Consider the following 24,481-nt stretch of genomic DNA (forward strand, 5'->3'; position numbering starts at 1 on the left):
ATAATTTAATATGAAGGAATATTAACTTTTAATACATAAATATTGTTATTTCGTCCTATATGAACCAATATTTTTTTTGGTTCAATGTTGACATACTTCGCAATTACTAATAATAAATCATTTTTTAATTGCGGAAAATAATGCGGTTCATATCCACTTTTTTGTTTTTGCTGAATTACTATTTTTAATCTTTTTTTAGCTAAATTAGCTGTATATTTTTTTTTAGACAAAAATAGATCTAATAACATTATATTTATCTCCTAAATAACCATTGTAAAAAACTTTTTTTTTCCTCTAAAAGAAATCGAAACGGGACGTCAATCCCCAATAATCGTTGCACTGTATCGGAATATGCTTGTCCAGCAATAGACGTAGTGTCCAATATAACAGATAATCCTTGATTAGAAGATTTTAAAATAGAACAATCTTCCGGAATTACTCCAATTAAAGGGATTTGTAATATATCTATGACATCTTCCATACTTAACATATCACCCTTTTTTACTTTTTCTGAATTATATCTATTCAAAAGTAAATATTCTTTTATTGGGGTATCATTATTTTCAGATCTTTTTGATTTAGATGATATTATCCCTAATATTCGATCAGCATCTCGAATAGATGAAATTTCTGGATTAGTTACGATAATAACTTCATCAGAAAAATAAAATGAAAGAATTGCACCATTTTCTATACCAGCAGGGGAATCACAAATAATAAAATCAAAACCCATTTTTAAAAGTACATGTAACACTTGTTCTACTCCAGATTTTGTTAGGGAATCTTTATCTCTTGTTTGAGATGCTGGAAGTAAAAATAAATTTTTTATACGTCTATCTCGTATAAGAGCTTGGTTTAAAGTGGATTCTTTTTTAATTACATTAATAAAGTCATATACTACGCGACGTTCACAACCCATAATTAAATCTAAATTTCTTAATCCAATATCAAAATCAATTACTACGGTTTTTTTTCCGCATAACGCTAAACCAGTAGCAATAGAAGCGCTAGAAGTTGTTTTTCCAACACCTCCTTTACCAGAAGTAATAGTTATGATTCGAGACATATAATTAATACCTTTATTTTATAAAATAAATAAATATTTATTTTAAATTTTTAATAAATAAAATTTTTTTTATTAAACTAATTTCAACACTTTTACCTAAAAACTTAATTGGTATTTGTTCAATAGTCAGATATTCTCCCGCAATAGCAATTAATTCTGCAAATAAAGATGTACAAAAAATTTTTCTAGTAACGTCTCCATTTACTCCCGCTAACACTCGACCTCGCATTACACCATATATATGGACATTACCACCTGATATTAATTCAGCACCTGAACTAACATTATTAGTAATTATTAAATCATTATATGGCGAATAAACTCGTTGACCAGAACGTATTATAGAGTCAATTATATCACTTTGATAAGATGATATCTGGGATAATGATAAATGTATAGATTTTTTATTGTATTGATCACTATTAAAATTTTTATATAATTTTGATATTATGATTTTTGATTCAGATAAAATAGGTATTCCTGACTGTAAAATTATTTTTTTTAAATTTTTGTCTTTACAACCAATAATACCAATTAAAAACAAACCAACAGATAAAATAAAATTTTTTACATGAATCCAATCTAATGAATAGAATAAATTTTCTATGTTTAGTACAACAGGTATATTTTTAAAAAAAGAAGGAGATTCTTGAATCTGTTGATATAAAAAATTTTTAAAAAAATCAAATTTTATTTGATTTAAGCAAATCACCAAAATAGTGAAATTTTTTTTTTTAAAAGTTATTTGTTTATTTTTCATATTTTAACTCAGTTACTAATAAAATTATTATAAATCAATTATTATTATAAATAAATATTTATATATCAAGATATGTATATTTCAATAATATTAATATAATTGTATAATCATACAATAAATAAAAAATTAATATCTGTCAAAATAATTGCTCATATAATTTTTAATAAAAATAAATATTTTATTAAAAATTAAAAAATTAATTTCAAAAAAATCACTAAACTTTTTAATAATTATATTATTAACAATAATGAATAAAAAAAACAAAAAATATTTAAAAATCTCCAAAGAGCATAAATTATTAATAAAAAATTCTCAAATATTAGACAATAACACTACTATTTTATCAGGATTCATTCCAGAAGATATATGTTATACAAATTTATTTAAAAAATTTATTATATATACTCAATATTATAATTTATATGAAATAAAATCAAATACAATAAAAAAAAATATAATTTTTAATTATTACGATAATCCAAATAAAATATATAAATATCAACAATTAATTTATTTTTGGATAAAAGACAAAAAAGAATCTCAGTTACAACTAACATATCTATTAAAATGTATCTCTAATAATTGTATTATATATGTAATTGGTAGAAAAAAAAGCGGAATTAATAGTATTAATAAAATATTTTTTAATTATATTAAATTCAAAAAAATAGATTATGCTAGAAACTGCTGTTTATATCAAGGATATGTATTAAAAAAACCAAAATTTTTTTTTCAAAAATTTATAAAAAAATATATTTGGAAAAATACAATTATTTATAGTTTACCAGGAGTATTTGGATATAAAACAATAGATACAGGTAGCAAATTATTAATATCAACATTTAATAAACGTATCAAAGGAAAATTATTAGATATAGGGTCCGGGACGGGAATTTTAGGTATTACATTAGCAATAAAAAATCCATTAATAGATTTAACATTAATTGATATTTATAATTCAGCAATATGGTGTAGTAAAAAAAATTTAATTAAAAATCATGTTTCAGGAAGAGTACTATTTAGTAATATTTATTCTAAAATAAAAGAAAATTATAATTTAATTATATCTAACCCCCCTTTTCATGATCATTTGAATATTAATTTAAATACAATCACTAACATAATAAAAAACGCAAAAAATTATTTAAAAAAAAAAGGTGAATTACGTATCGTGATTAGTTCTTTTATATCATGTAATTATATTTTTAAAAAATATAATATAAATTATAGTATTTTATTAAAAACATATGATTATAAAATATATCAAATAATTAAATAAAATAATTAATACTTTTACCCGGAGCGGGACTTGAACCCGCAAAGCCATAAAAGCCGAGGGATTTTAAGTCCCTTGTGTCTACCGATTTCACCACCCGGGCAATAAATTATTATTAAAAAAAACAATAACATTAAACTGTACTGAAGGCGCGTCCCGGAATTGAACCGGGTTACACGGATTTGCAATCCGCTACATCACCAATCTGTCAACGCGCCATATTAAATATATGTAGATTAAATTGGAGGAAGAGGGATTCGAACTCTCGGATAATTTCTCATCGACGGTTTTCAAGACCGCTGCCTTAAACCACTCAGCCATTCCTCCTAATATGAATATATCAAAATATATTATACTAAGAACTAAAAAAAAAGTAAAGTAATTCAAAAACGTTTTTTTAAAACTACATATATTTAATATTAATTTATATATATATTTTAATTAATAATTGTTTAATATACAATAAATAATTGCTAATTAATAATGACTAACTTTTATTTAAGTATTTAAGAATTCAAATATTGTTAATAAATATATTATTAAAAAAAATTTATCATATATATTCATTGTAGAATTAATAGTAATTAAAAAATTTTATCTTTTTAATAATAAAATTCTATTATTTTATATATGTAGTTTATGATATATATTTATATATAATTTGAAATTAGTTAAATAAAAAATATTATTTTTATATTTTTAATTTTCTATCAAGCTTCTATATATAGAATAATTCTATATTACTTTTCTAGATATTAGAATTCTTGATTTTAATATGAGGATATAATTTCCATGATATTCCTACATTTATATTATTTAATAAACTATTCAAACTTTTAAAATTTACTTGATTTAATTTTTTATTGATATTAACGTGCACATCACAATGTACATATTGATTTATTAAATATTCCATACCAACAGAAAAAATTGGATAAAACTGTTTATATTTTTGTAACATAAAAATATCTGTTAATTTGTTATTATTTATTTCAGCCGTTAATTGAGCTCCAATTTTAGTATAAACATTAATCTTATCTTTAATTGGATGAATAATATTCGCAGCATATTCTATGTTAGAAAAATATGTACTGAATGTATTATGCTTAATATCTTTAATAACATTTTCCAATATATTAGATTTTAACTCTATATTGAAATGAGGATTAAACTGATATTTTGAAAAAATACCAGGACGTAGTGCAATAATACCTTGTATTATATTATTATAATTCAAATAATCTAAATTCTTGTATTTATTATATAATTTTATTGGATGCAATGCATGACATTGAATTCCAAAATTCCATTTTCCTGACCTAGATATAGATTTTGCATGAGCTGTTGAAAAGAAACTAGTTACAAACAAAATACATATAATAGCAAATTTTTTCATATACATTCCATTCTTTTATGTAAAAGTATAAAAATAATTCATATGCCTTAATGTCATTGACATGAATTATCAAATCAATAAACAATATTCATAATATTAAAATAATTAAATTTTAATTATATAAAAATTATATAATTTTTTAATACATTGTAATTATATTAATAGGATTATTAATCATAAAAAAATAATGTTGTATTATAATTAATGATAATATTAATACAGTTGAATAACATTAATAATATTATTTTTAATTAAAATGTTTAATATACTTATCAAGAATAATTAAACATAATTATAATTTCAACGATGTAATTATAAATTACCGTATAATTAATATTATAATTTATCACTCAATAGATTTCATTAGTTAATTATTATAACAGCATTAATATTATAAAATAAAATTTATAAAAATAAAAATAATAAAATATTTAAATTGTAATAATAATTACAATTATAATATAATAGTAAAAATATATTTATATCCTAAAAATAAAATAAAATAGTTATTAAAAATAATTAATATTAATAATTTAAAAATTTATAAATTAAATAAAAAAGTTAATATTTTAGTTAATTATTTAAATATTTTGAAAATTAATGTACATACTATTATTGTGTTCAAAATAAGAATATAAAAGATATATTTTTTAAAAAATTTATATATATTGTATATATATACATATATATAAATTTAAATATGTAACATACAAATATTACCTGCTTTATTATATCATACATATAATAAGATTTATTTATTTCAAATAAAAATAAATAACTAAATTATTTGTACAATATAAAAATATTGATACACATAAAAATTAAATATTTTAATATATAAATTTTATTAAAAATTGAATTTTATATGGTATATATATATTAATAAATATTCAATATTTGTATATTAAAAAAACAATAATTTATATTTTTAATAAAAAAACATTAAATAAATATTAAATTTATTAATAAATTTAATATTTATATGGTATAATTATTAATCAATATAAAAATATATTTTAATTAAAAATATATTTGATATATTATTGTTAATATATATATTTTTAATTTTATTTATTATTTAAAATTAAAAGTAAAAATTTTAGTAACATTAATAAATAATTAATTAATTTAATTATTACTATATCTTAATATTTTTATAGATTAATAAAAATATTATATCTTTAAAAAACGGAGATTTCGATGAAAACTACAATACATTCAACTACTATTTTAAAAGACAAAAATATAATAAGCAAAAAAACTATAAATAAGAAAAAAAATGACCAAGTAAATACAGATTTTAACAAACAATATATATATAACATTAAAGTATTATCTGACGCTAGAAAAATAATAAAAAAACAAGATATAGAATCCGATTCTATACATATTCGACCATCTAATATCGATTCTTCTTCTATTAATACAGAAGATACAGAAACTGGTTGGTTTTCAGTATTAGATGATCAAGGTTATGAAAGATTTATACGTGATGGTCATGTAACTATAAACGAAAATAGAGAAGTGGCTATGGACAACTATACCGCACTAAACAATCACGACCAACCAATTGTTGTTCCTAAAAATCAAAAAATACTTATAAAAGCTGGCGGAGTAATTGTAATAAAAGAAGATATTCATAAAAAAGGTCATGAACCAGTATTTTTAGGACAATTAAAATCTACATCATTAAGTGATGACGATGTAATAGCACGTCATGACAGCAAAATGTATGATTTAAATGCATCAGGGTTAGAAAAATATAAAAAAAATGATTTAAAACTTAAATCTAAGGATATGTCAAGGGATATGTTGATTAAAAATTACAAAAAAACAACAACCAAATTAATAAATGCAATAAATATAATTCGATTGATTGAATCAGATATGGCGATAGATTAAAGCATTAATTGTAGAAACTGGATTTCAACCAGTTTCTATTTATATAGTATTTTGTTAAATATTAATTTAATTGTTAATTAAAATAAAAATAAAATATTTATTTTTTATAATATTACAAACATTTTATATATATAACTACATTATTTACGTCGTTAATATATTAACGACGTAAATAATTATCAATCCAGATTATTTCATTAATTATTAATATAATTTATTAAAAAATAAAATTTTTTATAAAAAATATATATTTATAAAAATAAACATATTACTAAAATTAAATTCATATATTTAAATTTAATTTAAAGTTATTTTTATAAAAATTTATTCTATTAATACTTATAAAAAATTAACTTAAAATAATTAAATTAAACAATAATTATAAAAAATTTTAATAAAAATTATTACAATTATTTATAAGATTATATAGATAAAATATCTAATAAACTATTTATTAATAATATCTCTGTTATTTAATTGCTTTATAAATAAAATTATATAAAAATATCATTAAATACTAATAAATCAATAGATTTACCAAAAATAATATATAATTATATATATTAAATAATTTTTATTATAAAGATTAATATATGAACATTATAAACTCTATAAATACATCTATTGTAATTACAAAAAATATGTCAGAACAAAGAATTGATAATTTTTTATTTAAATCTTTAAAAAATCTACCAAAAAGTATGATATATCGTAGTTTAAGAATCGGAAAAATAAAAATTAATAAAAAAAAAGTACATCCTTACTATAAATTAAAAGTTAATGACTGCATTACACTATATTCTATTTCAGTAGAAGTAAAAAAAAAAATATTTTTTTAAAAAAATCAGTAGTTAATCTGTTTTTAAAAAATATTTTATTTGAAGATAAATATTTAATTATCTTTAATAAACCACACGGAATTGCTGTGCACGGGGGTAGTGGAATTAATTACGGAGTAATAGAAATATTTCGAAATATCCGTAAAGAATTAACATATTTAGAACTTATTCATCGCATTGATAAAGAAACATCTGGCATATTAATGCTCGCAAAAAAACGATCTATATTAAAAATAATGCATGAAAAATTACGAAATAAAACAATACATAAAGAATATTTAGCATTATTGCACGGTCATTGGAATAAAAAAAATACTACTATTAATCTTCCATTACTAAAAAAAAAAGGTATAAATCAAAAAAAAAAAGTATGTATTCATAAAAACGGAAAATCCGCAATAACTAAATTTAAAGTACGTCAATATTTTTATAATACTACTTTAATATCTATTGTCCCTATAACAGGTAGAACACATCAAATTCGAGTACACACATCACAATTTGGACATCCTATTATTTTTGATCAAAAATACGGAAATCATAAAATAGAAAAAAAAATAATTAATAAAAAAAATAATAGATTACTCTTACATGCTTATAAAATTTTATTCTTTCATCCTAAAAACAATAAAAAAATTTTTATAACAGCACCATTAGATGATCAATTTAAAAATTTATTAAAAATTTTTTCAAAAAAAAAATAAATTCTATAATTTTAAATTTAAAAAACATTATATTTTATTAAAAATAATTAAAAATATTAAAAAATATTTTTATAAAAATAAAATTATTATTAATTAAATGAAGGAAAAAAAATGGCAGTACAAAAAAGCAAACCTAGCCGATCTAAAAGAGGTATGAGACGATCTCATGATCATGTTTATAAAAACAAAATTTCTATCGAAAGAACCTCTAAAGAATTACATATTCGACATCATGTTACACAAAAAGGTTTTTATAAGGGTAAAAAAACATTTTTATTTTATAAAAAATCCGAACAATAATATTTTAAAAAAATTTATATATATTGAATATATTCAATTTTTAATATTTATTATTATAGAAGATAATCACAAAATTCATGATGATATCAATAAATAATAACATTATTATTATGTCATTTTTAATAATTAAATTAATAATATTAATAATAAAAATATTGTTCTATGTACAATATAGTATATAGAGCAAAACGGTAATCTTAATTTATGCATAAAATTTCATTAATTTTTCCCGGATATGGACTACATAATATAGAATTTTTAAAATCATTTATTAAGAATCACATTACTATCAAAAATACATTTAATGAAGCTTCAGATATATTGCATGATAATATTTATTATAATTGTTTTAAAAAAAAAAATAATTCTATTTATTTAAATAAAAATATGTACTTATTAACCTTTATTTCATCTATAGCAATATATAGATTATTAAGTCAAGAAATATCCATTAAACCTACAATTATAGCGGGACATAGCTTAGGACAATATTCTGCTCTTGTATGTAATGGTAATATATTGTTTCAAGAAGCATTAAAATTTATTAAAATACGTAATAAAATTATGTTATTAGCTGTTAAAAATGTAAAAATATTAACATTAGTTATTATTGGACTAAACTACATTTTAGTTAAAAAAATTTGTTCATTAATTTCTACTAAAAAAAAAGTATTTATTTCAATTATAAATTCAAATGAACAAGTAGTAATTACAGGAAATTATTCTGCTGTTTATAGTGCTGGTTTAATATTTAAAAAACAACTACATGTGAAAGTAATCCGATTACCCATGTTAATTACACCACATTGCCTATTAATGAAAAACCATAAAAAAAAATTTTCTCATTATTTAAATAAAATAACAATTTTAAAAGGAAATTATCCAATTATTAGCAATCATAAAGCTACTATATTATATTCCAAAAAAGATATATATTGTTCATTAGTTAAACAATTATATAAAACAATACAATGGGAGAAAAGTATAATAAAAATTATTTCCATGGGAGTAAACCTTTTTATTGAAATAGGTCCGGGACAAATATTAACTAATTTAAATAAAAAATATTTAAATATCTCATCATATTCTACTAACAGTGATCAAAAACTATCATTAGTTATGGATATACTTAAAAATTATGAAAAAAAAAATTGCTTTAGTAACAGGAGCTAATAAAGGTATTGGTAAAAAAATTTCATTAGAATTAGCAAATTTAGGAATATATGTAATAGGTACAGCTACTACTGAAATAGGAATAAATAAAATAAAAAAAATATTAAAAAACAAAGGAATCGGTATACTAATAAATTTTATTGATATACCCGCAACAAAAAAAAAAATTAAAAAATTAATCAGTAAATATAAAATTATTGACATATTTGTGCATAACGCAGGTATTATCAATGATAATTTACTAATAACAATGCCAGATATAAAATGGAATACTGTTATTGATATTAATTTATCTACAATATTTCATATAACTAAAATTATTATACCGCCTATGATGAAACAAAAATACGGGCGTATTATCGTAATTAGCTCTGTTATAGCATGTATCGGACAAAAAGGACAGACAAATTATGCTGCATCAAAATCTGGATTAATTGGATTTTCTAAATCTTTAGCATTAGAAGTAGCATCACAAGGCATTACTGTTAATTTAGTGTCCCCCGGATATATAATAACTGATATGACAAAAAAAATATTATCTTTACAAAAAAACAAAATCATCAAAAAAATACCCATGAAAAGATGTGGAACACCTCAAGATATTGCATATGTAGTATCTTTTTTATCATCAGAACGATCATCATATATAACTGGTCAAAATATTCATGTTAATGGAGGAATGTATATTGACCTTGCCACATAAAATTATTAATATACATAAATAAACTATTTCAATTAAAATTATTATTATTTTTATTAACTAAAATAGAGATTATTATATGAATAATATCATTAATCGCATAAAAAAAATTATTAAAAATCAATTCAAAGAAAAAAAAACAAATATTTCATTAAATAGCGAATTTAAAAAAGATTTACAAGCAGATTCATTGGATTTTATAGAACTGATTATGTTATTAGAGGAAGAGTTAAAAATTGAATTATTTGATATGGAAACAGAAAAAATAAAATCTGTACAAGATCTTATCACGTTTATTATGCAAAAATTTAACAAGAAAAAATAATATTTTATATATATGAATATATATCCTTGGATAATACATCAATATAAAGATTTAATTAATAAATATGATAAAAATAAACTACATCCAATAATTTTAATACAATCAATAATTGGTGTTGGAACTTCACAATTAATTTTAAATATATCCAAATGGATATTATGTTCTAATAAAAATAGATACGCTCATTGTAATAATTGTCAATCATGTTTATTATTTAATCAAAAAAATCATCCCGATTTTTATAATTCTTATAGTATTCCTAAAAATAAATATATTGGTATAAATATAATTCGCAAAATTATCGAAAATATATACAAAACATCCCAACAAGGAGGAACAAAAATAGTATATTTTCCTAATATTAATATTTTTACTACTGAATCAAATAATGCTTTGTTAAAAACTTTGGAGGAACCTCCAAAAAATACTATATTTTTTTTACGTACTACAAATATTACAAAAATTATTCAAACTATTAAAAGTAGATCTACTCTTTATTATATTGGTTATCCTAAAGAAATAATATCTATAAAATGGTTAAAAAAAAAAAACCAGTATTACTCTTATGTACAATTATTAACAGCGTTACGTATTAATAATAATTCTCCAATATCTACACATAAATTTTTAAATAATCATGCATTTAAAAAAAGAAACATATTTATGCAAGAAGTTTATAAATTTGTTAATAACAAAAACAATAAACTATTAAATATAGCGCTTCAATATGATTCATTTATAATAACAAAATATATTTGTTACTTACTATTAGACGTAATAAAATATCGAATATGTAAAAAATATAAAATTAAAAATTTAGATCAAATACAATTAATCAAAAAAATTGCTAATATTACTAATAACCAAATATTGATAAATAATTTAATTGCCTGGACTCAATATACGCAAATATTATCTAATTCATATAAAATTGATAAAAAATTAATATTTATAGAGCTTATTTTGTCTTGGATGAACACACTATGTATTTAATATATAGTTTTAACAAAAATAAGGATATCAAATGTTCTTAATTGACACTCATTGCCATATTAATTGCTTAAATTATAATAATCAATCACTAAAATTAAATTCTATATTAAAAAAAGCTTACAAAAAAAATATAAAACTGTTTTTATCTATTTCTACCTCTATACAAGATTTTTATCATTTATATAAACATACATATTCATATAAAAATATATTATTATCATGCGGATTACATCCTAATTATAAACATACTGATAATGATTTAAAAATTATGAAATCATTAGTAAAAAACGATAAAGTTATTGCTGTAGGAGAAACAGGATTAGATTTTTATAAAAATAAACAAAAAAAAAAAGAACAAATAAAATTATTTGAATACCACATATACATATCTAATAAAATAAAAAAACCTATTATTATTCATAATAGACAAGCTGATAATGAAATATTGAGCATACTTAATACTAATAAAAATAAATTATGTTCCGGAATAATACATTCTTTTACAGGTAATATAGATTTAGCAAGAAAATTACTAAATATGGGATTTTATATATCATTTTCTGGAATTATTACTTTTAAAAAATCAAATAATTTAAGATCAATATTAAAATTTATACCATTAAATAGATTATGTATAGAAACGGACTCTCCATATTTATCTCCTGAACCATATCGCGGAATACCAAATCAACCGTATTTATTATATTATATCGCTAAAAATATCCAAAAATGTCTCAAAATAGATTTTTTAAAATTTACTCATATATTAAATAAAAATTTTTTTACACTTTTTAAAATTAATAAAAATATATATAATATAATAAATTTTAATGATTATTAATTTTTTACTAATTAAATAATCATTTAAAAATCTGCATGTCCTACTGTTCGTGGAAATGGAATGGCTTCTCTAATATTTTTAATACCTGTAATAAACACAATTAATCGTTCTAACCCTAAACCAAAACCAGCATGAGGAACTGTTCCATACCTTCTTAAATCTTGATACCATTCATAATCTTTTTTATTTAATCCCGTTTGATCTATTCTAGAATCTAAATATTTAATTCTATCTTCTCGTTCAGATCCACCGATAATTTCACCAACCTCCGGAATAAGTATATCAAAAGCAGCAACTGTTTTATTATCGCTATTTACTTTCATGTAAAATGCTTTTAATATTTTTGGATAGTTTATAACTATAATAGGCGCTTTAAAATAAATATTTACTAAATATTTTTCCTGATTAGAAGATAAATCTTTTCCCCATACAATTTCATCATCAATAACATCTTTATTGTTCAATAAAATATTAATAATTTCAGTATATTCTATAACTATAAAATCAGTATTTATAAAACTATTAAGACGATTAACAATATTTTTATCAATTGTTTTTTGTAAAAATAGTAATTCTGAAATACAATTATTTAATACACACAAAACAGAATTTTTTAATAATTTTTCTGCAAAAATATATATATCGTTAATATTTGAAAAAGATTTTTCTACTTCTAACATCCAAAATTCTGTTAAATGTTTTTTTGTATTAGAATTTTCAGCTCTAAAAGTAGGACCCAAAGAATAAACTTTTGATAAAGCACAAGCATATGCTTCTAATGTTAATTGACCAGAAACGGTTAAAAATACCTGTTTTTTAAAAAAATCTGTTTTTTTATTACTATCGTTATTTTTAATTTCTCTATGATTATCAATATCTAACATAGATACTTTAAACATAGATCCTGCTCCTTCTGCATTAATACTCGTAATAATGGGAGTTGATACCCATAAGTATCCATATTTATCAAGAAATTGGTGCAATGAGTGAAAAACGACATTTCTAATTCTAGAAATAGCTCTTATTAAATTGGTACGTGGTCGTAAATGACAAAAATTTCTAATATGTTCGATGGTATGTTTTTTAGCAGAAATAGGATATAAATTAGGATGATCGATCCATCCAAGAACAGAAATATGTTTTGCTTTAATTTCGTATATTTGTAAACAACCTTTAGATAAAATCAAAATACCTGAAATCACAACAGAACAACCGATGGTTAATTTTATAATTTCAGTATAATAATTAGATAAAAATTTTGATGCAATAATTTGTACAGTATGTATAGATGAACCATCATATACTGTTAAAAAAGATATTCCTATTTTAGATATTCTATTATTACGTACCCAACCATGAATAGTAATAAATTTATTTATATAATTATTTTTAGTATAAATATCAGATATAGATGTTTTTTTCACAATTATGTCCTATTTAATATATAAAATATATATTTTTATTATTAAAAATATTTTTTTATATCTAATTAATTTATAGTAAAATTAAATAAAATTATTAAAATAATAAAAAAATTTTAATTTATATTTATGTCTGTATAATTTAAAAATAATATTACTATATTAAATACTTATTTATATAAAGTATTTTTACATGTCAAACAACAACATGAATTTAATTTAATTGAACATGTTCGACACTGAATAAATAAACGATGACAAAAATCATTAAAACAATTTATGTGTACACGATCCGTATATTTTTGACAGTTCATACACTTAGATAAAATATCATCTGTAATTTTTTCCGATAAACGAGCATCAAAAACAAAAATTTTTCCTTTAAAATAATTAGGTAAATTATACTTTTTAACTTGTTTAATATAACTTAAAATTCCACCATATATATGATAAACATGAGGAAATCCATAATATTTTAATAACGCAGTAGATTTTTCACAACGAATACCACCTGTGCAATACATAATAATTTTTTTATTTTTATGTAAATCTAAATATTTTGGTAATTTTTCTAATTGTTCGCGAAATGTTTGAGCAGGTAAAGTCATAGCGTTACTGAAATGCCCAATTTCATATTCATAACTATTACGCATATCTAAAAATATACAATTTGGATCAAAAAAATATTTATTTACTAACCACGCGTTTAAATAAATGCCTTGATTACGCCCATAAAAAGAAAAATTTTTAATTTTATTGGATACAATTTGTTTTTTAAATATTATTTTTAAATCCCAAAAAGCTATTTTTTTATCTTCAATAGTGTAATTCATATACATTCGTTTAGTGTTTTTATTAATATTTTTAAAAAAATGTTTAATATACTTATACTGTATAATAGGAATACTAATTAATGCATTAATTCCTTCTTCTGAAATATAAATTCGACCTAAAATATTTTTTTTTTCTAATTTTATTTTAATTAAATTTAATAATTTTTTAGGATCATTAACAAAAAAATATTTATAAAAAGATAAAATCATATGTTTACGACTAATAGAATGTAAATAAATTTTTTTTAAATTAGTTTGTGAATTTTTTTTTATTATCTGATACATAATTTATAACCAATTTTATTGTAATAAAATATTAATTAATACAAAAATTATAGATAAAAATAAATAAAATTCATATAATAAATTTATTTAAAATAAAAAATTTATAATTTTTATATTAATAATATTTTAAATAATCTTTTTTCTGACTAATAATCTTTTTTAAAGAATTTTTGAGATTAATTAATAACAATTTTTTTTCTGATATAAAACATGATGGTGCTTTATTTAAGAAATTTTTATTTAATAATAAAAACCTGATTTCTTGAATTTTTTTGTTAATTGATATAATTTTTCTATTAATACGATTCAATTCTATATTAATATTAAACTGTGAATCAATTAAAATAAATATTTCGACATTATCAATAACTCGCATAATATATGAAGAACGATTATCTAAATCTGCAATTTCTATTAAACCATTTAAATAAGCAATTTTTTTTAATAAAAAATTATTTTCATGTAAAAAAATTCTTTGAGTAAAAGAAATATTTTTCAAATATACTGTCAATAGTTTTGTATGTCTAACTCTAGTATCTACTCGAATACAACGCAAAATAGAAATAATTTTTTTAAACCACGACATAAATTCAATAATATATCTATTGCAAAATGCAATATTATATTGTGGAAATGAATTTAAAAAAATATTAGAATTAAACTCTGCATTTAATTTACATAAAATATTCCAAATGTATGTCGTAATAAACGGCATAATTGGATGTATTATTAATAATAATGAACCTAATATATTTAATAAAGTATTTTTAATTTCTTTTTTTTCATAATCCAAACCAAATTGTAAAATTGGTTTTATCATTTCTAAATATTGATCACAAAATGTATTCCAGATAAATTTATACAATAGTACCGATAAAAGATCAAACCGGAATAATTTTATAAAATTATGATATTTCTTAATAACATTGTTAAATTTAATATAAATCCATTGATCTAATAAAAGAGTAGGGATATTTTTTTTTCGATATATATTATTTTTTACATTTTTAATTACAAAACGACTAGCATGCCAAATTTTATTACAAAAATTTTGATATCCTTTTAAACGATTCATATTCCAGTTAATATTTCTACTCATAGTAGCTAAAGATATAAAAGTATATCTTACTGCATCAACACTATGAGTACTAATACCATTTGGAAAATTTTTTATAGTGTTAATTTTGACTATTTTAGATGTTTTATTATTAATTAAATTTTTCGTTCTTTTTTTAATTAATTCTATTAAACTAATTCCATCAATCATATCTAAAGGATCTAAAACATTTCCGTGAGATTTTGACATTTTTAAACCATCTTCATCTCGTATTAATCCTGTTACATATACTGTTTTAAAAGGAATTTGAGAATTTCCATGTTTATCTTTTATTATATGCATAGTAATCATAATCATACGAGCAATCCAAAAAAAAATAATATCAAAACCACAAACTAAAATATCAGTAGGATGAAACATAGATATTTTTTTTTTATTAATAGGCCAACCTAAACCGGCAAATGTCCACAAACTCGAAGAAAACCAAGTATCTAATACATCCGGATCTTGATTAAGTATAATATCTTTATTTAAAGAATATTCTTGTCGAATAGATTTTTCGTTTTCTCCTACATATATATTATCTTGTAAATCATACCATACTGGAATTTGATGTCCCCACCATAATTGACGAGAAATACACCAATCTTGAATATTATTCATCCATGATAAAAACATATTTGTATATTGTTTAGGTACAAAAACAATTTTTTTTTCTTTTACTGCATTAATCGCTACGCTGGATAATGATTTAGTACTCAAATACCACTGATTCGTTAATTTTGGTTCTAAAATCACACCACTTCTGTCACCGTACGGAACACTATTCGTACATACAATAGATTTTTTTAATAATCCTATTGTTTTTAAAATTAATAAAATTTTTTTACGCACAACAAAACGATCAAGAGACCGTAAATCTTCAGGAACAAAAGAATGAAATATTTTCGTTTTTTTACCAGCATGATCAAAAATATTTAATTTATTTAATATTTTAGCATTTTTTGTAAAAATATTAATCATTGGTAATTTATTACGTTGACCAATATCATAATCATTAAAATCATGTGCCGGAGTTACTTTCATACACCCTGTTCCTTTAGATATATCAATAGACACATCGCTAATAATAGGAATTATTCGATTTATTATAGGAACTATAACAAAGCAACCGATATATTTTTTATATCTAATATCATCTGGATGGACAGCTAATGCAGTATCTCCTAATAATGTTTCAGGTCGAGTTGTAGCGACTACTATTTTTTTTTTATTAATAAATTTAACACGATTACAATCGTATGTTAACAAATATTCAATATACCACATCGTATTATTACCGATACGATTTTCTACTTCTAAATCAGAAACTACGGTCTGTAATTTTGGATCCCAATACACTAATTTTTTTTTTCTATAAATTAATCCGTCTTTATACAACATAATAAAAACTTTTCTAACTGCAATAGAAAAATCAGAATCTAATGTAAAACGAACTTTATCCCAATTAATCAAATGACCTAATCGTTTAATTTGATTAAACATAATAGATTCAGATTTTTTTTTCCAATCAAAAATTTTATCAATAAATTCTTTTCTAGAATATAAATTTTTATTTTTACCCTCCTTTTTTAACAAATGTCGTTCAACAATCATTTGTGTTGCAATTCCGGCATGATCAGTACCCATTTGTAATAAAGTATTTTTACCAGACATACGATAATATCGTATCAAAACGTCCATAATGGTTTGTTGAAACGCATGTCCCATATGTAAATATCCAGTTATATTAGGTGGCGGGACCATTATACAAAAATTATTATTTTTAATTTTATTTTTATTATCGTGATTACAAGAATTTTGATTATTTTTACAGAATTTTTGTATTTTTTTTTCTATTATAGAAAAATTATAATTTTTATCCATTTTTTTTATTTATTTATATTGGTTTGTTTAATTTAATATTGTTTATATAATTATATTTTTAAAATTTTAAACTGATTGTAAAAATATATTTTTAATTATATTGATATATCAAAATATATAAACATAATTATTAATATTATATATGTTAAGATAATTATTTTTATTCAAATATTATAAAAAACAATATTGTTTAATACCATATTGGTATATATGATATTTATCACAAAGTGTGATACTCATTAATTTATATAATATTTATTAGTATAAGCTATATTAAATATATATTTAGTTAAATTTATTAAATAAAATATATATAAAATTATTACATAAATATAACAATAAGAATTATTCCTGAAAAATAATAATTATATTTTTAAGAAAAATAATTCATTTAAAATATAAATATAGTAATTATAATTAACAATTTAAAATATACAAAAATTATGTTACATTAACATAATTGAATAATACTTAAATATACATTGTAAAACATAATTTTATTATTATCAATTAAATTTAAATATAACTGGGTAGATTTAATCATATTAAAATTAATTAATTTATTAAAATACATTTAAGTAAAAAATAAAATTTATATATAAAATATTCATATATTTAGTATGTTAGAATTAACTATATATAGAATATATCTTGATTTATAATTAATTAAAAATTAATGTTTTAACGAATCAATTAATACAATTAATAATTAAATACTAATTTTTTATTAAATATATTTTATATACTAAAAATTCATTTAAAAATGACATAAAGTATCATTTATATAAAAATTAAATTTTAATCAGTAAAAATCAATTTATATGTATGAGAATTTATATGAAAACATTATATAAAAAAAGTTGTTTAAAATTATCAAATTTTACATGCGAAGAAATATTTTATTTAATACAATTATCGAAATTTTTAAAAAAACATAAACACAATAAAACAGAAAAAAAATATATACAGGGAAAAAATATAGCGCTAATTTTTGAAAAACAATCTACTAGAACAAGATGCGCCTTTGAAGTTGCTGCGCATGATCAAGGAGCACATACTACATATATAGGACCTAATGATACACATATCGGATATAAAGAATCTATTGAAGATTCTGCTAAAATATTAGGCACCATGTACGATGGTATCCAATATAGAGGATTTAGTGATACAGTACTTAAAGATCTTAAAAAATATTCAAAAATACCTATTTGGAACGGTTTAACGGATAAATTTCATCCTACTCAAATTCTAGCAGATTTATTTACTATAATAGAAACTTTTCCTAAAAAATCATTAAAAAAAATTCACTGCGCATATGTAGGAGATGCTCAAAATAATATCGCTAATTCATTAATTGAAGCAGCCAATATCATAAATTTTAAATTAAACATTGTTGCTCCTAAGTCATATTGGCCTCAGAAAAAACTATTAACTAAAAATTATTCTTTGAATAACAACCAAAAAAATATTTTTTATACTGATAAAATTCAAGAAGGTGTAAGAAATGTTGATTTTATTTATACAGATGTATGGGTATCTCTAGGGGAGAGTGATGATGTGTGGGGTTCACGAATAGAAGAATTATATCCATATCAAATAAACAAAAAAATGTTAAATATGACTAATAATCCTGATGTAAAAATATTACATTGTTTACCTGCATTACATAATAAAAAATCTTTAATAGGATTAAAATTACATAATAAATTTAAAATTAACAATGGATTAGAAATTACCGATGATATTTTTAATTCTAGTATTAATCTTAGTTTTCAGCAATCTGAAAATAGATTACATACTATTAAATCTTTATTAGTATCGTGTTTGTCCGAAGAAAAAATTTTTTAATAAAAAATTTTAATTAATGATTTAAAAAATTATATTTAATTATATTTTTATAAAAAACTTTAATATTTATAAATAAAAAATTGAGCTCTATATGTTAAAAGAAAAATGTACATTCAAAAAACCGTTTGGACCATATTCACCTATTCTAAAGATAAATAATTTATTTTTTATTTCCGGGCAAATTCCAGTAGACCAAAATACAGGACTTATACCAAAATATTTAACTGAACAAACAACTTTAGTGTTAAATAATATTAACACACTATTAAAAGAAAATCAGTTAAGTGTCAAAAATATTATTAAAACTACAATTTTTACAACAAAAATAAATAAATTAAAAGAAATCAATTTATTCTATCAAAAATTTTTTGATAAACATACTACAATATATCCAACACGATCATGTATTGGTATATCAGAATTGCCCAAAAAAGTATTCATAGAAATTGAAGCAATAGCATCTATATAATAAACATAAATAAAAATATGCCACTTCGTGGCATAAAATTAATATTTTAACCAAAATTAAACCAAATTAATCACACCACCTGAATATTAAAAATTATTTGTTTTATAATTTTGACGATTTCGGGATATAAATTTTTTTTTATTTTCACGAAATCCAGCTTGTGTTATTAATTTAATATTAATGGGTTTATTTAAAATACGCGTACGTGATAAACAAATTAGCAATCGATTAGAATGATTCTGTGGTAATTCAACTGTAGAATAACTAGTAAATAATCGGATATTTCCAATTAATCGACTACTAATATCTCCTTCATTTGCAATAGCTCCTACGATGTGACGAACTTCTATTCCATCATGACGACCTACTTCAATACGACATAATACCATATTATCTAATTTTTTACGATCTGACATAAAACGAGAGTTTGAATATATTTTATTAACAATAAATTTCTTTCTATTAGCCATAATAAATGAAGAATTATTTTTAAAAGATATAAATGAATATTTTTTATCCGGCGGTATAATTAATGGACGCTCTCCCTGTACTAATCTTAATAATGCTGCCGATAATTTTTCAAAATCCAAACTATCTTTTAAATTTAATTTATATAATAATAATTTATATGATTCTAAATCAGAACTATCTAATTGATTTTGTATTTTTTCCGAAATAACTTTTAATCGGCATTGCGCTACAAGTTCAGATTTCGGTAATTCTATTTCTTGAATAGAGTGCTTTATAATTCTTTCAATATTACGTAATAATCTACGTTCACGATACTCTACAAACAGCAATGCTCGGCCTGCTCGGCCTGCTCGACCTGTACGACCAATACGATGCACGTATGATTCAGCATCCATTGGAATATCATAGTTAATAACAAAACTAATTCGATCTACATCTAATCCTCTAGCAGCAACATCTGTAGCAATTAATATATCTAATTTTCCTGTTTTTAATCGTTCTAATGTTTGCTCTCTTAATAATTGGTTCATATCACCATTTAATGCAGCACTATTATATCCATGCTTTTCTAATGTTTCAGATACTTCCAAAGTAGCACTTTTAGTACGTACAAAAATAATAGTTGCCGAAAAATCTTCAACTTCTAAAAATCGAATTAAAGCATCAGTTTTTTTGCCACGTACTATCCAATAACTTTGTTGTATATCAGGACGTGTCACTCCGGTAGATTGTATCTTAACTTCTTTAGGAAAATTCATAAAGCGTTGAGATATCCTACGAATCATATTAGGCATTGTAGCCGAAAATAATGCAGTCTGATGTTTTTTGGGAATTTTTGACATAATATTTTCTACATCTTCTATAAATCCCATACGCAACATTTCATCTGCTTCATCTAAAACCAAACTGTGTAAATGTATTAAATTTAAAGTACCTCTTTTTAAATGATCTAATAATCGACCAGGAGTTCCTACAATAATTTGAGGACCTTTTCTTAGTGTTTGTAATTGAATTTCATATCTTTGACCGCCATATAATGCTAATACTTGCGTTCCCATAAGATACTGAGAAAAATCAAAAAATGCTTTTGCTACTTGTATAGCTAATTCTCGAGTTGGTACTAAAACTAAAATTTGGGGAGATTTTAAAGAAATATCAATATTATGTAACAACGGCAATGCAAATGCAGCTGTTTTACCGCTACCCGTTTGAGCCATACCTAATACGTCTTTTCCGGATAATAAATAAGGGATACAAATAGATTGAATTGGTGAAGGCTTTATATATCCTAGTTTTTTTAGAGATTTCAATAAAACAGGATTAAGTCCAAAAATAGAAAAAGAATGATGAATTTGAGTCATGCAGAGTATAAGCCTCTTTATGTTACAACCATGCCAGTCTACTACATAACTCGTAATGAAAATTTTTTATATTTTTACGAAAGAGTATGAACAGGCTAAATTGCATGTATATAATTTTTTAAAAATAGCAGAGTTTTCAATAAAAAATATAAATATTAAAAATATTTTATTTTTATAAATAAAATAATAAAAATTCATTATACAATAAATGTTAAAAATAAGATAGTCAATATAAATTATAAAAATAAATAGAATTTTTATAATTTATCTAATAAATTGGTATCTTTCATGCTTAAACGAATACGACCTTGTCGATCTACTTCTAATACTTTCACAAAAATGACTTGATCAATTTTTAAATAATCAATAACTTTATCTACTCTTTTATGTGAAATTTGTGAAATATGTATTAATCCTTCTCGCCCAAAACCAATAGAAACAAAAGCTCCAAAATCTAAAATACGTGTTACTTTACCGGAATAAATCTTTCCAATTATAATATCTTCAGTAATTTCTTTAATTCTACGAATAGCATGCTTCGCTTTGTCTCCTGCCGTAGCTGAAATTTTAACTATTCCATCATCTTTAATTTCAATAACTGTACCCGTTTCTTCAGTTAACATTCTGATAATAGAGCCGCCTTTACCAATTACATCTTTTATTTTTTCTGGATTAATTTTCATAGTATATATTCTGGGAGCAAATTTAGAAATATCACTTCTAGGAATATGTAACGTAGTTTCCATAATATCTAAAATCTTTAATCTTGCAGATTTTGCGTGATATAATGCTGCTTTAATAATATCACTAGTAATATCGGAAATTTTTATATCCATTTGTAAAGCAGTAATACCTATCCTGCTACCAGCTACTTTAAAATCCATATCTCCTAAATAATCTTCATCTCCTAAAATATCTGATAAAATTATATAAGAATCTTGTTCTTTTATTAAACCCATAGCAATTCCAGCAACAGCTGACTTAATAGGAACTCCGGCATCCATTAAAGCTAAAGAAGCACCACAAACAGAAGCCATAGAAGACGAACCATTAGACTCAGTAATTTCAGAAACTAAACGAATAGTATATGGAAATTCCTCAATATTCGGCATAACAGCCAAAAAACTACGTTTAGCAAGTTTACCATGACCAATCTCTCTTCGTTTTGGTGATCCTACTACTCCGATCTCACCAACAGAATATGGAGGAAAATTATAATGAAATAAAAAATTATCAGTTCTGTCTCCTAGCAAATCATCTAAATTTTGTGCATCCCTAGATGTTCCTAGGGTAGCTGACACTAATGCTTGCGTTTCTCCCCGGGTAAATAAAGCAGATCCATGAACACGAGGAAGAATTCCTGTTCTTACATCAATTGGTCTAATCTCATTATTCGTACGTCCATCAATTCTTAGCTTACCTTTTAAAATACGTTTGCGAACAATATTACGTTCTAATAAGTAAACTGCTTCTTCAATTTTAGAACTAGTTAATAAACTATCGTGATCTAATAAATCTATAATTAATTTTTGTTTAATTTCGTTTAATTTATTTAATCTCTCTTTTTTTGTAAAAATATGATATGCATATTTAATATCTTTTTTAGCTCTTTTAGAGACTAAGTTATATAAAATATTATCAGCAGTATATAAATCATAACTAACATTAGGAGTTTTATTTGCTTTTTCAGAAAAAAAACAAATATTATCAATCAATGATTTTTGATTTTCATGTCCAAACAAAATAGCGTTTAAAATATCTTCTTCAGATAAAATATGTGCTTCAGCCTCAACCATTAAAATAGTATCTTTAGTTCCTGATACTACTAAATCTAAACAACTTTTTTTAATTTTTTCTATTGATGGATTTAAAATATACTGATTATTTAATAATCCTACTCGAGCAGCTCCTACAGGACCTGAAAAAGGTAATCCGGATAAACATAATGCAGCCGATACTCCAATAATAGAAATTATATCAGGATTAATTTGAGGATTTACTGAAATAACTGTTGCAATAATTTGAACTTCATTCAAAAAATCTTTAGGAAACAATGGACGTATTGGTCTATCAATTAATCTAGAAATTAAAATTTCATTCTCACTAGGACGTCCTTCTCTACGAAAAAACCCACCAGGAATTCTACCTGCAGCATAAGTACGTTCTTGATAATTAACAACTAAAGGAAAAAATTTTTGTCCAGACAACACGGGAGCGCCGCTAACTATAGTTACCAGTACAGTAGTATCGTCCATACTAGCTAAAACTGAAGCAGTAGCTTGTCGAGCAATTACCCCTGTTTCTAAAACAATAGAATGCTGACCATATTTAAATTTATGTATAATTGGTTTTAACAAAATTAATATCCTTAAATAAAAATAATTTAAAAAATATTTATATATTAATAAAAACAGTATAATATAAAATATTTTTTTAAAAATTAAAATTATATTAGTAATAAATATATAAATACATAGAAAAGAGCTATAATAGCCCTTTCCTGTAAATAAATTATACTCTATTTTTAATAAA

The 24,481-nt window shown here is 21.7% G+C and carries 21 protein-coding genes and 3 tRNA genes; 12 read left to right on the forward strand and 12 right to left on the reverse strand.

The window, feature by feature from the left end; genetic code table 11:
• Window positions 1–5: 5 nt before the first annotated feature.
• From minE to minC, 3 genes are read right to left on the reverse strand one after another with little or no spacing between them, the layout of a single operon-like run.
• Window positions 6–248, reverse strand: a complete 243-nt coding sequence (gene minE / locus BUCIKOCA2762_RS01065) for a cell division topological specificity factor MinE (protein ID WP_420022476.1) — start codon at window positions 246–248, stop codon at window positions 6–8.
• Between the two features lie 5 nt (window positions 249–253).
• The gene (minD, locus tag BUCIKOCA2762_RS01070) at window positions 254–1,066 is read right to left on the reverse strand and encodes a septum site-determining protein MinD (RefSeq protein WP_154028600.1); all 813 of its coding nucleotides are present in this window, start codon (window positions 1,064–1,066) and stop codon (window positions 254–256) included.
• Between the two features lie 37 nt (window positions 1,067–1,103).
• Complete coding sequence (minC, locus tag BUCIKOCA2762_RS01075) at window positions 1,104–1,826, reverse strand: septum site-determining protein MinC (protein WP_154028602.1); 723 nt, start codon at window positions 1,824–1,826, stop codon at window positions 1,104–1,106.
• 247 nt (window positions 1,827–2,073) lie between these two features.
• Here minC and BUCIKOCA2762_RS01080 point away from each other — a divergent pair, with 247 nt between their 5' ends.
• Window positions 2,074–3,105 (forward strand): methyltransferase, encoded by a 1,032-nt coding sequence (locus BUCIKOCA2762_RS01080; RefSeq protein ID WP_154028604.1) that lies wholly within the window; start codon window positions 2,074–2,076, stop codon window positions 3,103–3,105.
• A gap of 15 nt (window positions 3,106–3,120) precedes the next feature.
• Here BUCIKOCA2762_RS01080 and BUCIKOCA2762_RS01085 read toward each other — a convergent pair.
• The 4 genes from BUCIKOCA2762_RS01085 to BUCIKOCA2762_RS01100 all read right to left on the reverse strand — a co-directional run bounded on the left by BUCIKOCA2762_RS01085 (window position 3,121) and on the right by BUCIKOCA2762_RS01100 (window position 4,498).
• Window positions 3,121–3,205, reverse strand: a tRNA-Leu gene (locus BUCIKOCA2762_RS01085).
• Window positions 3,206–3,249: 44 nt separating this feature from the next.
• Window positions 3,250–3,320, reverse strand: a tRNA-Cys gene (locus BUCIKOCA2762_RS01090).
• Between the two features lie 24 nt (window positions 3,321–3,344).
• Window positions 3,345–3,429: transfer RNA gene (locus tag BUCIKOCA2762_RS01095), tRNA-Ser, on the reverse strand.
• Between the two features lie 421 nt (window positions 3,430–3,850).
• Entirely contained in the window at window positions 3,851–4,498 is a 648-nt protein-coding gene (locus tag BUCIKOCA2762_RS01100; protein ID WP_172598354.1) for an outer membrane beta-barrel protein, read from the reverse strand.
• Window positions 4,499–5,698: 1,200 nt separating this feature from the next.
• Between BUCIKOCA2762_RS01100 and BUCIKOCA2762_RS01105 the strand changes: the two genes are divergently transcribed.
• From BUCIKOCA2762_RS01105 to BUCIKOCA2762_RS01140, 9 genes are all read left to right on the forward strand, one after another.
• On the forward strand, window positions 5,699–6,400 hold the full coding sequence (locus BUCIKOCA2762_RS01105; RefSeq protein ID WP_154028608.1) for a hypothetical protein: 702 nt from the start codon (window positions 5,699–5,701) through the stop codon (window positions 6,398–6,400).
• 593 nt (window positions 6,401–6,993) lie between these two features.
• Complete coding sequence (locus BUCIKOCA2762_RS02075; protein ID WP_232036826.1) at window positions 6,994–7,239, forward strand: S4 domain-containing protein; 246 nt, start codon at window positions 6,994–6,996, stop codon at window positions 7,237–7,239.
• Window positions 7,240–7,325: 86 nt separating this feature from the next.
• Window positions 7,326–7,943, forward strand: a complete 618-nt coding sequence (locus BUCIKOCA2762_RS01110) for an RluA family pseudouridine synthase (RefSeq protein WP_232036827.1) — start codon at window positions 7,326–7,328, stop codon at window positions 7,941–7,943.
• A gap of 111 nt (window positions 7,944–8,054) precedes the next feature.
• A complete protein-coding gene (rpmF, locus tag BUCIKOCA2762_RS01115) occupies window positions 8,055–8,243 on the forward strand; it encodes a 50S ribosomal protein L32 (protein ID WP_154028610.1) in 189 nt (62 codons plus the stop codon).
• Between the two features lie 204 nt (window positions 8,244–8,447).
• Window positions 8,448–9,416 carry an acyltransferase domain-containing protein gene (locus BUCIKOCA2762_RS01120; protein ID WP_154028612.1) on the forward strand — a complete coding sequence of 323 codons (969 nt, stop codon included), beginning with the start codon at window positions 8,448–8,450 and terminating at the stop codon, window positions 9,414–9,416.
• Window positions 9,382–10,119: a 3-oxoacyl-ACP reductase FabG gene (gene fabG, locus BUCIKOCA2762_RS01125; RefSeq protein WP_154028614.1), complete on the forward strand. Its 738-nt coding sequence runs from the start codon at window positions 9,382–9,384 to the stop codon at window positions 10,117–10,119. The genes BUCIKOCA2762_RS01120 and fabG overlap by 35 nt, the downstream gene beginning before the upstream one ends.
• Before the next feature lie 76 nt (window positions 10,120–10,195).
• Window positions 10,196–10,441 carry an acyl carrier protein gene (gene acpP, locus BUCIKOCA2762_RS01130; protein WP_154028616.1) on the forward strand — a complete coding sequence of 82 codons (246 nt, stop codon included), beginning with the start codon at window positions 10,196–10,198 and terminating at the stop codon, window positions 10,439–10,441.
• A gap of 12 nt (window positions 10,442–10,453) precedes the next feature.
• A complete protein-coding gene (locus BUCIKOCA2762_RS01135) occupies window positions 10,454–11,434 on the forward strand; it encodes a DNA polymerase III subunit delta' C-terminal domain-containing protein (protein ID WP_154028618.1) in 981 nt (326 codons plus the stop codon).
• Window positions 11,435–11,465: 31 nt separating this feature from the next.
• The gene (locus tag BUCIKOCA2762_RS01140) at window positions 11,466–12,275 is read left to right on the forward strand and encodes a TatD family hydrolase (protein WP_154028620.1); all 810 of its coding nucleotides are present in this window, start codon (window positions 11,466–11,468) and stop codon (window positions 12,273–12,275) included.
• A 23-nt stretch (window positions 12,276–12,298) separates the two neighbouring features.
• On the opposite strand, the gene asnS is transcribed toward BUCIKOCA2762_RS01140, so the two are convergent.
• The 3 genes from asnS to BUCIKOCA2762_RS01155 form a co-directional block, all read right to left on the reverse strand.
• A complete protein-coding gene (gene asnS, locus BUCIKOCA2762_RS01145; RefSeq protein WP_154028622.1) occupies window positions 12,299–13,699 on the reverse strand; it encodes an asparagine--tRNA ligase in 1,401 nt (466 codons plus the stop codon).
• A 167-nt stretch (window positions 13,700–13,866) separates the two neighbouring features.
• Window positions 13,867–14,814: a rhodanese-related sulfurtransferase gene (locus BUCIKOCA2762_RS01150; protein WP_154028624.1), complete on the reverse strand. Its 948-nt coding sequence runs from the start codon at window positions 14,812–14,814 to the stop codon at window positions 13,867–13,869.
• 115 nt (window positions 14,815–14,929) lie between these two features.
• A complete protein-coding gene (locus tag BUCIKOCA2762_RS01155) occupies window positions 14,930–17,797 on the reverse strand; it encodes a valine--tRNA ligase (RefSeq protein ID WP_154028626.1) in 2,868 nt (955 codons plus the stop codon).
• An 837-nt stretch (window positions 17,798–18,634) separates the two neighbouring features.
• Here BUCIKOCA2762_RS01155 and argF point away from each other — a divergent pair.
• Together argF and BUCIKOCA2762_RS01165 are read left to right on the forward strand one after the other, a co-directional pair.
• Window positions 18,635–19,648, forward strand: a complete 1,014-nt coding sequence (gene argF / locus BUCIKOCA2762_RS01160) for an ornithine carbamoyltransferase (protein ID WP_154028628.1) — start codon at window positions 18,635–18,637, stop codon at window positions 19,646–19,648.
• Window positions 19,649–19,739: 91 nt separating this feature from the next.
• A complete protein-coding gene (locus BUCIKOCA2762_RS01165; protein WP_154028630.1) occupies window positions 19,740–20,117 on the forward strand; it encodes a Rid family detoxifying hydrolase in 378 nt (125 codons plus the stop codon).
• An 86-nt stretch (window positions 20,118–20,203) separates the two neighbouring features.
• On the opposite strand, the gene BUCIKOCA2762_RS01170 is transcribed toward BUCIKOCA2762_RS01165, so the two are convergent.
• Together BUCIKOCA2762_RS01170 and pnp are read right to left on the reverse strand one after the other, a co-directional pair.
• Window positions 20,204–21,949 (reverse strand): DEAD/DEAH box helicase, encoded by a 1,746-nt coding sequence (locus tag BUCIKOCA2762_RS01170; protein ID WP_154028632.1) that lies wholly within the window; start codon window positions 21,947–21,949, stop codon window positions 20,204–20,206.
• Between the two features lie 257 nt (window positions 21,950–22,206).
• Window positions 22,207–24,306 carry a polyribonucleotide nucleotidyltransferase gene (gene pnp, locus BUCIKOCA2762_RS01175; protein WP_154028634.1) on the reverse strand — a complete coding sequence of 700 codons (2,100 nt, stop codon included), beginning with the start codon at window positions 24,304–24,306 and terminating at the stop codon, window positions 22,207–22,209.
• Between the last annotated feature and the right edge of the window lie 175 nt (window positions 24,307–24,481).

The sequence above is a fragment of the Buchnera aphidicola (Cinara kochiana kochiana) genome (assembly GCF_900698905.1).
Lineage (GTDB): Bacteria > Pseudomonadota > Gammaproteobacteria > Enterobacterales > Enterobacteriaceae > Buchnera_F > Buchnera_F aphidicola_W.

Bases quoted from the DNA above. Each gene is read 5' to 3' on its own strand.
- BUCIKOCA2762_RS01120 (WP_154028612.1), top strand. From the start codon at position 8,448: ATGCATAAAATTTCATTAATTTTTCCCGGATATGGACTACATAATATA.
- BUCIKOCA2762_RS01150 (WP_154028624.1), bottom strand. From the start codon at position 14,814: ATGTATCAGATAATAAAAAAAAATTCACAAACTAATTTAAAAAAAATT.
- BUCIKOCA2762_RS01135 (WP_154028618.1), top strand. From the start codon at position 10,454: ATGAATATATATCCTTGGATAATACATCAATATAAAGATTTAATTAAT.
- acpP (WP_154028616.1), top strand. From the start codon at position 10,196: ATGAATAATATCATTAATCGCATAAAAAAAATTATTAAAAATCAATTC.
- BUCIKOCA2762_RS01100 (WP_172598354.1), bottom strand. From the start codon at position 4,498: ATGAAAAAATTTGCTATTATATGTATTTTGTTTGTAACTAGTTTCTTT.
- BUCIKOCA2762_RS01105 (WP_154028608.1), top strand. From the start codon at position 5,699: ATGAAAACTACAATACATTCAACTACTATTTTAAAAGACAAAAATATA.
- minD (WP_154028600.1), bottom strand. From the start codon at position 1,066: ATGTCTCGAATCATAACTATTACTTCTGGTAAAGGAGGTGTTGGAAAA.
- fabG (WP_154028614.1), top strand. From the start codon at position 9,382: ATGAAAAAAAAAATTGCTTTAGTAACAGGAGCTAATAAAGGTATTGGT.
- BUCIKOCA2762_RS02075 (WP_232036826.1), top strand. From the start codon at position 6,994: ATGAACATTATAAACTCTATAAATACATCTATTGTAATTACAAAAAAT.
- rpmF (WP_154028610.1), top strand. From the start codon at position 8,055: ATGGCAGTACAAAAAAGCAAACCTAGCCGATCTAAAAGAGGTATGAGA.
- BUCIKOCA2762_RS01155 (WP_154028626.1), bottom strand. From the start codon at position 17,797: ATGGATAAAAATTATAATTTTTCTATAATAGAAAAAAAAATACAAAAA.
- BUCIKOCA2762_RS01080 (WP_154028604.1), top strand. From the start codon at position 2,074: ATGAATAAAAAAAACAAAAAATATTTAAAAATCTCCAAAGAGCATAAA.
- argF (WP_154028628.1), top strand. From the start codon at position 18,635: ATGAAAACATTATATAAAAAAAGTTGTTTAAAATTATCAAATTTTACA.
- BUCIKOCA2762_RS01165 (WP_154028630.1), top strand. From the start codon at position 19,740: ATGTTAAAAGAAAAATGTACATTCAAAAAACCGTTTGGACCATATTCA.
- minC (WP_154028602.1), bottom strand. From the start codon at position 1,826: ATGAAAAATAAACAAATAACTTTTAAAAAAAAAAATTTCACTATTTTG.
- BUCIKOCA2762_RS01170 (WP_154028632.1), bottom strand. From the start codon at position 21,949: ATGACTCAAATTCATCATTCTTTTTCTATTTTTGGACTTAATCCTGTT.
- minE (WP_420022476.1), bottom strand. From the start codon at position 248: ATGTTATTAGATCTATTTTTGTCTAAAAAAAAATATACAGCTAATTTA.
- BUCIKOCA2762_RS01140 (WP_154028620.1), top strand. From the start codon at position 11,466: ATGTTCTTAATTGACACTCATTGCCATATTAATTGCTTAAATTATAAT.